This is a genomic window from Oleiphilus sp. HI0079 (assembly GCF_001635105.1).
Genome location: NZ_LWFT01000266.1, coordinates 1 through 9,838 on the forward strand (window position 1 = coordinate 1; position 9,838 = coordinate 9,838).

Sequence of the window (9,838 nt, forward strand, 5' to 3'; positions counted from 1 at the left end):
TTGCCACCCGCCAATATACCTGCATCAAAGGTCAGCTTGGCTTGCTCCAGAGACGAAATAAGGGGTTCGAGGGTTATCATTATTTATAAGCGACTAGCTCCAACAAAAAAGGCAGCTCAGATGAGCTGCCTTTTGAAAGCAACATAAACTTTAGAGGTTGCTATCGACGAATGCGGTAAGTTGCGACTTTGACAGTGCGCCAACTTTCGTCGCATCGACATTGCCATTCTTAAACAACATAAGAGTAGGAATTCCTCGAATGTTATATTTTGGCGGTGTTTGATCGTTTTCGTCGATGTTCAGCTTGCAAATCTTTACCTTACCAGCGTAATCGTCAGCAATCTCTTCTAAAACCGGAGCAATCATCTTGCATGGGCCGCACCACTCCGCCCAGTAATCGACGAGTACTGGGATATCAGAATTTAGTACGTCTTGCTCAAATGAAGCATCGGTCACGTTAATAATGTTGTCGCTCATGTTGAATCCTAAGAGTGATTGAATGAGAAGGAGCGCTCTAGTTCGAGGTACCCTTCACTTAAATTAGATACTATGATCACAATATATAGTTTTAATTTCGGATTTCAAGGATGAGCGAAGACAGCGAAGCGAGAATGGCAAACGAGAACATGCAGATAGCTGCAATTGATTTGGGCTCAAATAGTTTTCACATGGCGATTGCACACATTGAGCATGGTGAAATTCGTATACAGGAACGTTTCGGCGAGAAGGTTCAGCTTGCGGCGGGCCTGGATAAACAAGGTAATCTCGATGATGAATCTATTTCAAGAGCAATAGATTGTCTCAAACGTTTTGAGCAGAGATTACGAACGATTGACAGGGATTATATTCAAATAGTCGGCACGAATGCACTGAGGGTCGCCCGAAATCGAAAACAACTAACCAGCGCAGTTGAGGATTTGTTAGGTGTTCCTATTGAGGTTATATCGGGAAGGGAAGAAGCGAGGCTGATTTATCTCGGCGTTGCACATACGCTAGCAGATGACGAGGGCCAGCGCTTGGTAATTGATATTGGTGGCGGCTCAACAGAGTTTGTTATTGGTAAACGTTTTGAATCACTCGAGCGCGAAAGCTTGCATATGGGTTGCGTCTCTTATCGTGAAGCTTTTTTTAAAGAAGGTGTCATCACAAAACAGAATTTTGCGCAGGCGGTTGCGCGCGCAGAACGTGAGCTGCTACCAATTAAGAAACAGTATAAAAAACAAGGTTGGCAAAGCTGCGTTGGCTCTTCGGGTTCAATCAAGGCGGTTTTTCAGGCCCTAGGCAAAGACGAAAATCGCGCGTTAACCGTTGACTTGAAAGAGTTAAAGCAACTTCGCGAGAAGCTGATTCAACTTGGCCATATTGATCAGCTTGAACAGCTCAACATCAAAAAAGAACGCTGGAGTATCTTTCCTGCAGGTCTATCGATTATGTTAGGAGCGTTTCGAGCCTTGGATATTGAAAGCATGGAGTTTTCAGACGGCGCGTTAAGAGAAGGTTTGCTCTACGACATCGTTGGACGGATTTCTCATGAAGACGTAAGAGACCGAAGCATCTCTGCACTTCAGCAGCGCTATGGCGTAGATCTCGAGCATAGCGCATATGTCGCATGTTTATCGAAGCAGCTGTATGCGCAAGTATGTGACGATTGGAAAATCCACTATCCGAAATGGAAAAACTTGCTGACGTGGGCGGCTCAAGTCTTTGAGGTAGGCTTGGCGATTGCACATAGTCAATATCAAAAGCATGGTGCATATCTTATTCAGAACTCTGATCTTTCGGGTTTCTCGAATGTGGTACAGTCGCAGTTAGCGCTACTCGTCCGCTCTCATCGACGTAAAATCCCAACAGCCGATCTGCCCGATCTAGCGAAGCACGATTTTGTGTCTTTACAGTATCTAATGGTGCTTTTAAGGCTATCGATACTTCTTGCAGCAGATCGTGAGTACTCTCCCGTGCCCATTACTCTTAGGGCGGGAAAAATGTCGCTTGAGGTTTCATTTGAGGAGGGCTGGATTGAGTCCCATCCTCTCACGGCGGCCAACCTGGAACATGAACGTTATTATCTAAAGAAAATCGGATTTGCGCTAAATTTCTGATAGCCTTGCCTCTTTAATTTTGAGTCCAATATAAGATGCTCGTTCTTGGTATTGAAACATCCTGTGATGAGACAGGTATCGCCCTCTATGATACCGATCGTGGCTTACTCGCGGATGCCTTGTTCTCGCAGATAGATCTTCATGTAGATTATGGCGGCGTAGTTCCTGAACTCGCCTCGCGCGATCACATTCGGAAAACGTTGCCCCTCATTGAGCAAGTGTTGCGTGATGCAAACCTCACAAAAAAAGATATCGATGCAATCGCTTATACTGCCGGGCCAGGTTTAATTGGCGCTTTATTGGTAGGCTCAAGTATTGCCGAAGCACTGGCTTTCTCTTTAGCCATACCGAGCGTTGGCGTTCATCATATGGAAGGGCATCTTTTGGCGCCAATGCTTGAGGATTCCCCACCGGAATTTCCTTTTGTTGGTTTGCTTGTTTCGGGTGGGCACTCGCAACTGGTTTCGGTCAAGGGCATTGGAGAGTATGAAATACTTGGGGAGTCTCTGGACGATGCGGCCGGTGAAGCCTTCGACAAAGCGGCAAAAATGCTTGGCTTGGATTATCCTGGGGGCCCGCACATTGCTCGTTTAGCCGAGTATGCGCGATCAGAGCTTGATGGAACAAGGTATCGTTTTCCAAGGCCGATGACCGATCGTCCAGGCTTAGAATTTAGTTTTAGTGGTTTGAAAACATTCACTCTAAACACGGTTAATAAAGCACGTGACGAAGATCGTTTTGACGATGACGAGAAAGCACGAATTGCACTGGCTTTTGAAGATGCCGTAGTCGACACCTTAATGATCAAATGCCGAAGGGCCCTCAAAGAAACGGGATTCAAGCGACTCGTTATTGCTGGTGGCGTAAGCGCAAATGTTAATCTCCGTCAGACACTTAAGAAAATGGAAGAAAAAACCGGTTCTGAGGTTTTCTACGCCCGTCAGAAGTACTGTACTGATAATGGCGCCATGATTGCCTATGCAGGTGCTCAGCGTCTGCTTGCAGGACAGCGAAGCAGTGGTGAGGTTGCCGTTCGACCGCGTTGGCCAATGGATCAATTGCCTTCCTTGGGTAAGGGCTAGCTTAAGATGCACGATATTATCTTTATAGAAGGTTTAAGTGTCTCTGCCTCGATTGGTATTTTTGACTGGGAAAAGCGCGTTAAGCAGGATCTGATTATCGACTGCCAAATGCCTTATTCACTTGCAAAGGCAGGCCAAACAAATAGCATCAACGACACTGTCAGCTATGCAGAAGTGGCGAATGCCATTATAGCGATTGTCACGAGTAAGCATCATGATTTACTTGAACATCTTGCCGATGAAATCACAGCGCACATCTTTAGCGCTTTTCCTGTAGATCAGATTGAGTTAAAACTGGCGAAACCTGGCGCGGTACCTGAAGCGAAAAGTGTCGGTATTGTGATTCAGCGTTCAAGGGTTTAACGAGTGGAAGTCTTCTTAAGCGTCGGTAGCAATATTAATCGTGAACAAAACAGCAGATCCGCTGTATTTGGTTTGCGGGAAGCTTTTGGACAGTTGACGCTCTCACCGGTTTACGAAAGTGAGGCGGTCGGATTTGATGGGGACCCATTTTATAATTTCGTTGTGCGTGTTGAGACCCCGTTTTCCATCACAGAAGTGAATGCGATCTTGAAGGACATTGAAGATCAACATGGGCGTGTACGTGGTGGCCCTAAGTTTTCATCAAGAAGTCTCGACATTGATGTCGTCACTTACGATGATTTTGTCGGAGAACTGGAGGGCGTTATCCTACCTAGGCCAGAATTGTTCTATAACGCTTTCGTCTTGCTTCCTATGGCCGACCTTCTTGGTGACCGGCAAGAGCCAAAGACCGGGAAAACGTACGCGCAATTGAAAGCGCAGCTTCCTTCTAATCAATTGATTGCCCGCATCGAGTTCGACTTTTAGTCGCTTGCGTTAACTGACAAAACGTTTCTTTCTAAATCAAACAATTTACAGCTGATAATTTGCCTCTATTCGATGCCCACCGTTTGAGAAATCTGTATTCTCGTTCCAATTGGCAAAATAGCGCGTGTTGAATCGGGGCGTAAATTGATAACTAGCGACAAACTCATGGGTGAGTATACTGCCTTCGTCGATACCGTAAGCGTTGTCCTTATAAAGTTTCGAACCGCTGAGAGTACTAAAATAGAAGGGGTTGTAGTTCAGCCAAATTTTGTCGGAAATTGCGAGTTTTCCATACATTCCGATTAAGCCGAACGTGCCTTGAATGGAATAGCCTTCGTCAACTTCCGGAGAACCGGAAGAGTCATCTATGTCGAGAACATTGTTTCCAAAGTCGATACCAGCGCCTAATAATGGATATAAGCTGACGGCACCCATTTTTGGAAGAGCTTGAATCAGGGAGTAAGAAACATTACCGCTTTCTTCAGCTAGAGGCGTTGAATCTAGGTTGTATTTAACGTCAACCTGCGCACCGCGACCATTTTCGAGATTAACTCCGAAATTTCTAAATCGAATTCCATCTAGCCGGTTATCACGCTGAGAGCCGCCAGACCAACCTAACGCTTCACCCAACACCCCTTCAAACTCAAGCACGTTCATTGCGATGGTCTTGGGATTGCCCGTATCGTAGGCTTGGCCGACTTTAAAGTTTATCCCGTAGTTTGTTGCGCCAGCTCCGACCTGCGTATACACCGCGAGAGGATCAGACATGTCTTGTACTTCGCTATCTTCAGCCGAGGCTGGAAGCGTAAAAGTCAGTGACGAAGCGAATACCAGTAAAGCATTACGAATGGTGTCGCGGAAGGATAATAAGGTAGTTTGATTTTTTGGGTCGGATTGTTTGAAACCAAATAGATGCATTGTCTTTTTACCCCAATTGTTGTCGTTGTTGTCGTTGTTGTTAGTTTGGCTCGACTTAATGATGCCGAAAGCTTCGTGATTCTTGTTATGTGCTGGACTGTGTTTTTATAGATTAACAAATTCGATAACGACAGTATAAGCCGTCATCGAGAGTCCCCACCTCGCTCGCTTGTGGGCAGGGTACGGCTAAGAACGAAGTTTCTTTATTAAGGATGCCGTGGAGGGATCCAACTTGTTGAACCCTGCATCTGAATTTCCTTTTAACAAGGGGAAGAGCTCTTTCTCGAGCACTTTACCAAGCTCAACACCCCATTGATCAAACGAGTTGATGCCCCAAATTTGCCCTTGGGCAAACACTTTGTGCTCGTACAGAGCGATCAATGCGCCTACCGAATGCGGCGTGAATTTATCTACCATCAGAATGTTATTTGGTTTGTTACCCTTGATTGCCTTATGAGGCGCAATGGCGTGGGCATCTTGTTCTGACATACCGAGTTCAACGAGCTCCTTAAAAGCATCCTGCTTTGATTTTCCAACCATCAATGCTTGGCTTTGTGCCAAACAGTTGCCAAGCAAGTGTGCGTGATTATCGCGAACCGGATACGGACTTTGTTTGGCAATAATAAAATCAATGGGGACCGCTCCACGACCTTGATGAAACAGTTGGTGATACGCATGTTGACCGTTTGTTCCTGCCCCACCAAATAGCAGTGGGCCACTCGCATAGCTAATCTGGTTTCCATCGTAATCTGTGGTTTTACCGTTGCTTTCCATATCAAGTTGCTGGAGATGCTCGGGAAGAAAACGAAGTTGATGATCATACGGAATGACCGCAATTGAGGCATGACCGATAAACGAGCGGTTCCAAATGCCAACCAAGGCAAGCATTAGTGGCAGGTTGTCAGCAATATCCGCTGAATAAAAGTGCTCATCCATGTCTTCAGCACCTGCAAGTAAGGCGATGAAGTTGTCAAAACCGAGTTGGAATGCAATCGGAAATCCGATTGCCGACCACAGTGAATAGCGGCCTCCAACCCAGTCCCACATCGGGAAGATATGCTCCTCGGCAACGCCGAACTCGACCGCTTTGGGCGTGTTGCTCGATACCGCAGCAAGATGTTTACTAATATCACAGTCGTCACCAAGCTTCTGCTTCAACCATGAAATACAGGCGCGCGCATTTTCGAGCGTCTCAAGAGTCGTAAATGACTTGGATTGAACCAGAAACAGGCAGCGCTCGGGGTCTAACTTAGCCAAGACATTGGAAGCATCGCTGCCATCGATGTTTGATATGAAATAGGTTTCAACGCCATCTTTGTGGAAATGACGTAGCCCTTCTATGACCGTTTTGGGACCAAGATACGAGCCACCAATACCGATACTGACGAGCTGCGTAACGGGTTTTCCGCTCGAACCGAGCCATGCTCCTGAATGCAATTTCTCAATCGTGCGCTTCATTGCGGTTAATGCATCCGTAACTTCACTATGAATGCTTGAGTCCTTTGCTCGGAGTAAAGGCTTTGTCAGTGCGCGAAGAGCAGTATGCAGAGCAGGGCGCCCCTCACTTTTGTTGAGCTCTTTTCCTGAGAATAAATCTGTAATCTTATTTTTGATATCTGCATTTTGAGCTAGCTCGATCAGAAGGCTTTTTGTCGTGCTAGAAATCAGGTTTTTTGAATAGTCGCCATAGACGTGCGGTGCTTGAATGCTGAAATGCGCAACACGCCGGTCGTCCTGATTAAAATAGTCGAGCATCCGCTCGTGTTTGGCATGGCAGGCGATTTTCTTTAAGGCCAAATAGGCGGGGTTTGCATCCAGTCTCATTCTAATCCTTGTTTCCTGAGCCGTTGCAGCAAGGCGTGTTACAACGATACTCTAATATTATCTATCAGTCTCGTTGCCCCCATGTAGGCAGCAGCGAGTATCACTATATCTACATCTCCATCTTTTGCCGGCAGCAAGGTCGAAACAGATGCGATATTGAAATAGTCCAATTTAAAGCCGTACTCAGTGAGCGAGGTAATCGCTTGTTGGCGAGCTGACGTGAAGTCACCATTTCCTTCAATGAGATTTGTCTTGGTTTCTTGCAAGACAAGGTAGAGGTATTTTGCGAGCTTGCGCTGTTCGATATCGAGATAGCCGTTGCGTGAACTTTTTGCTAGACCATCTTCTTCCCGACACGTTTCGACACTAATAATTTCGATTGGGAAGCACAGATCTTTGACCAGTTTTCGAATAACCATCATTTGCTGAAAGTCTTTTTCGCCAAACACGGCTTCGTCCGGTTGTACCATGTTGAACAGTTTCGAAACGATCGTAGCGACGCCGTCAAAGTGTTTTTCTCGGCTAGCACCGCAATGGTGTTTTGTTAAATCTGGTACATGCACGGTTGATTCGGCTTTCAGACCGTCAGGGTAAACCTCTGAAACATTGGGGGCGAATAGTAAGTTACAACCGCGTTGTTCGAGCAGTTTGCTATCTCTTTCAAGGGTGCGGGGGTAAGCGTCGAAGTCTTCGTTCTCACCGAATTGGAGCGGGTTTACAAAGATGGTAGCGACGACGTAAGCATTACTTTCCAATGCACGGTCGACCAATCTTAAATGGCCTTCATGCAGGTTGCCCATTGTTGGAACGAGGCTGACTCTTTTGCCCTTACTGCGCGCTTGGCGCAACAAGAGTCGTAATTCTTTTAGAGTATGGACGACCTGCATATTAATCGGTTAGAAGCTGTGTTCAGTAGAGGGGAATGAGCCGTCTTTTACAGCTTGGTCGTACGCTTTCAACGCTTCCTGAACTGTATCTGCCTCTTCCATAAAGTTTTTGACAAAGCGAGGTAGCTTGCCCGGAGTCATACCAAGCATATCGTGAACCACCAAAACTTGCCCATCTGTCACGTTGCCAGCACCTATACCAATGACGGGGACACTAACCGCATTGGTGACCCTCTGGGCTAGATCCGTAGGAACGCATTCTAGCAATATCATATCTGCGCCGGCCTGCTCGAGCTCTACGACCGCCTCAACCATCTTATCCGCTGCATCCTGTTGTTTACCTTGAACACGATAACCGCCCAACTTGTTGACGGATTGTGGTGTCAGGCCAAGATGCGCACAAACGGGAATACCGCGAAAACTGAGCTCCTCGATGGATTCCTTTAGCCAAGCGCTGCCCTCTATCTTTATAAGGTGCGCACCCGCTTGCATTAGTCGGCCTGCATTCAGAACGGTTTGCTCGACGCTGTTGTTCGCGTTGAAGGGAAGGTCTGCCATTATTAAACTGCGAGCATTACCACTTTTAACGCAGCGCGTATGGTAGATCATATCTTCCATGGTGACAGGCAGAGTGCTGTCATGCCCTTGAAGCACCATGCCAAGCGAGTCACCAATCAACAATACGTCAATGCCTGCCTCATTAGACAAGGCAGCAAAGCATGCATCGTAGCTGGTCAAACAAGAAAACTTTTTGCCTTCTTCCTTAAGTTTTTTCAAAGATAAGGTGGTGACGGTCATACGCCCTATTTCCAGTTGGGTTAATGCTTGCAAAGACTAGCTATATGTTGGCTCAAGAACAAGCCAAATTTCTATCAATCTTTGACAGTTTGTGGGTTACACAGTGTTCAAGATGTTGCTGCAGTCCTGAGCCGTCAGGCAGTTTCCAATTGGGTGCAATCTCAATACATGGTACTAATACAAAATCTCTTATCAAGGCTTCTTTATGCGGAATTTGTAGGTCAGGCTCTGTCAATCGTAGGGTTTCAGTGCCATAAAAGACGATATCAATATCGATAACGCGTTCACCCCAAACTCTCGTCTTGATGCGTCCAAAGTCTTTTTCAATTCTTTGTACTACGTTAAGCAGGTGCTCTGGCGAAAGCGCTGTGTCGATCAGTACAGCAGAGTTTACATAGTCATCCTGGTCTTGAGGGCCTCGAGGCGAACTACTGTATAGCGAGGCTTTTGCTATCAGCGAGATAGCATCCTGATGAGCGATCGCATCGATTGCCTTGTTGACTTGGCTAACAGGGTTTTCAAGATTACTTCCCAGTGAGAGGAGCGCTTTCATGCTAAGGGTGTTTTGTATTTCGCTTATGACTTGGTCTACGTCGAGCAGAGGGACGCTTGTTGCCTGGCGCGCGATTTCGGTTCGGTGCGGGCATAGGGTTTTCGGCCTGATACGTTGTCCACCAATCTCCAAGGCCGGGTTCAATTTCGCCGGCTTTTTCTCTTAACAAGAGAAAGTCATATCCTGCACGGAAGCGCGGATGCGTCACTAATTGCGCTGCACGGCGATGATTGTTTTTAACAAGTCGAATTTGCATTTCCCATATCTCGCGCATCATGAGAATAAAACGTTTTGGGATCATGACGCTGCTAAGTTGAATGTCGATTGTTTCATGCGATGCTTGCTGAAGCGCAGGAAATTCCGATAAGCCTTCAGACATTTTTTGTTGCCACAAACGATGTACTTCCGGCCAGAGAAGTGATGCGTACAAAAAGGCAGGTGTAATCGGTTTATCTTGCGCAATGCGTTTGTCTGTATTTGTTAATGCGGCTTTGATGAAGGCAAGGTAATACCCCTCTGGGTTTTGATTAACGGCGTGTTCAACCACAGGAAACATCGCTTTAAATAGACCGCTTTCGACGAGTCTTTCGAATATTTGGAGGCCATAGCCTGAAACAAAAAGCTTGATAATCTCATCAAAGAGGCGTGCGGGCGCTACGTGAGACATAAGGTGCGAAAGTTCTGAGATTTTTTGTTCCGCAAGATCTTCTATCTCAAAATCAAGTTTCTCTGCAAAGCGGACTGCACGGAGCATTCTGACAGGATCTTCTCGATAGCGCTCGTCTGGATTCCCAATGAGACGGAGTGTTTTCGCTTGAATGTCATCAA

Annotated in this window: 10 protein-coding genes and 1 pseudogene; 4 read left to right on the top strand and 7 right to left on the bottom strand. The window is 46.4% G+C overall.

Annotation, left to right across the window (positions count from 1 at the left end):
- Positions 1-150 precede the first annotated feature (150 nt).
- A complete protein-coding gene (trxA, locus tag A3750_RS03825; RefSeq protein WP_068453663.1) occupies positions 151-477 on the bottom strand; it encodes a thioredoxin TrxA in 327 nt (108 codons plus the stop codon).
- Positions 478-587: 110 nt separating this feature from the next.
- Between trxA and ppx the strand changes: the two genes are divergently transcribed.
- From ppx to folK (A3750_RS03845), 4 genes are read left to right on the top strand one after another with little or no spacing between them, the layout of a single operon-like run.
- Positions 588-2,099 (top strand): exopolyphosphatase, encoded by a 1,512-nt coding sequence (ppx, locus tag A3750_RS03830; RefSeq protein ID WP_068453665.1) that lies wholly within the window; start codon positions 588-590, stop codon positions 2,097-2,099.
- A gap of 35 nt (positions 2,100-2,134) precedes the next feature.
- Positions 2,135-3,181 (top strand): tRNA (adenosine(37)-N6)-threonylcarbamoyltransferase complex transferase subunit TsaD, encoded by a 1,047-nt coding sequence (gene tsaD / locus A3750_RS03835; protein ID WP_068453670.1) that lies wholly within the window; start codon positions 2,135-2,137, stop codon positions 3,179-3,181.
- A gap of 6 nt (positions 3,182-3,187) precedes the next feature.
- Positions 3,188-3,544 (top strand): dihydroneopterin aldolase, encoded by a 357-nt coding sequence (gene folB / locus A3750_RS03840; protein WP_068453672.1) that lies wholly within the window; start codon positions 3,188-3,190, stop codon positions 3,542-3,544.
- 3 nt (positions 3,545-3,547) lie between these two features.
- On the top strand, positions 3,548-4,030 hold the full coding sequence (gene folK, locus A3750_RS03845; RefSeq protein WP_068453675.1) for a 2-amino-4-hydroxy-6-hydroxymethyldihydropteridine diphosphokinase: 483 nt from the start codon (positions 3,548-3,550) through the stop codon (positions 4,028-4,030).
- A 45-nt stretch (positions 4,031-4,075) separates the two neighbouring features.
- Here the strand turns inward: folK (A3750_RS03845) and A3750_RS03850 are convergent, their stop codons facing one another.
- From A3750_RS03850 to A3750_RS03875, 6 genes and pseudogenes are all read right to left on the bottom strand, one after another.
- A complete protein-coding gene (locus tag A3750_RS03850; RefSeq protein WP_068453677.1) occupies positions 4,076-4,948 on the bottom strand; it encodes a hypothetical protein in 873 nt (290 codons plus the stop codon).
- Positions 4,949-5,134: 186 nt separating this feature from the next.
- Entirely contained in the window at positions 5,135-6,772 is a 1,638-nt protein-coding gene (pgi, locus tag A3750_RS03855; protein ID WP_068521113.1) for a glucose-6-phosphate isomerase, read from the bottom strand.
- Positions 6,773-6,810: 38 nt separating this feature from the next.
- Positions 6,811-7,659, bottom strand: a complete 849-nt coding sequence (gene panC, locus A3750_RS03860) for a pantoate--beta-alanine ligase (protein WP_068453681.1) — start codon at positions 7,657-7,659, stop codon at positions 6,811-6,813.
- A 9-nt stretch (positions 7,660-7,668) separates the two neighbouring features.
- A complete protein-coding gene (gene panB / locus A3750_RS03865) occupies positions 7,669-8,457 on the bottom strand; it encodes a 3-methyl-2-oxobutanoate hydroxymethyltransferase (RefSeq protein WP_068453683.1) in 789 nt (262 codons plus the stop codon).
- A gap of 52 nt (positions 8,458-8,509) precedes the next feature.
- On the bottom strand, positions 8,510-9,010 hold the full coding sequence (gene folK, locus A3750_RS03870) for a 2-amino-4-hydroxy-6-hydroxymethyldihydropteridine diphosphokinase (RefSeq protein WP_068456212.1): 501 nt from the start codon (positions 9,008-9,010) through the stop codon (positions 8,510-8,512).
- Between the two features lies 1 nt (position 9,011).
- Positions 9,012-9,838: pseudogene (locus A3750_RS03875) on the bottom strand (polynucleotide adenylyltransferase PcnB); the annotation flags it as partial.

Excerpts from the sequence above, each read along its gene's own strand:
- tsaD (WP_068453670.1), top strand. The coding sequence starts at position 2,135 with ATGCTCGTTCTTGGTATTGAAACATCCTGTGATGAGACAGGTATCGCC.
- folB (WP_068453672.1), top strand. The coding sequence starts at position 3,188 with ATGCACGATATTATCTTTATAGAAGGTTTAAGTGTCTCTGCCTCGATT.
- folK (WP_068456212.1), bottom strand. The coding sequence starts at position 9,010 with ATGAAAGCGCTCCTCTCACTGGGAAGTAATCTTGAAAACCCTGTTAGC.
- pgi (WP_068521113.1), bottom strand. The coding sequence starts at position 6,772 with ATGAGACTGGATGCAAACCCCGCCTATTTGGCCTTAAAGAAAATCGCC.
- A3750_RS03850 (WP_068453677.1), bottom strand. The coding sequence starts at position 4,948 with ATGCATCTATTTGGTTTCAAACAATCCGACCCAAAAAATCAAACTACC.
- panB (WP_068453683.1), bottom strand. The coding sequence starts at position 8,457 with ATGACCGTCACCACCTTATCTTTGAAAAAACTTAAGGAAGAAGGCAAA.
- trxA (WP_068453663.1), bottom strand. The coding sequence starts at position 477 with ATGAGCGACAACATTATTAACGTGACCGATGCTTCATTTGAGCAAGAC.
- ppx (WP_068453665.1), top strand. The coding sequence starts at position 588 with ATGAGCGAAGACAGCGAAGCGAGAATGGCAAACGAGAACATGCAGATA.
- panC (WP_068453681.1), bottom strand. The coding sequence starts at position 7,659 with ATGCAGGTCGTCCATACTCTAAAAGAATTACGACTCTTGTTGCGCCAA.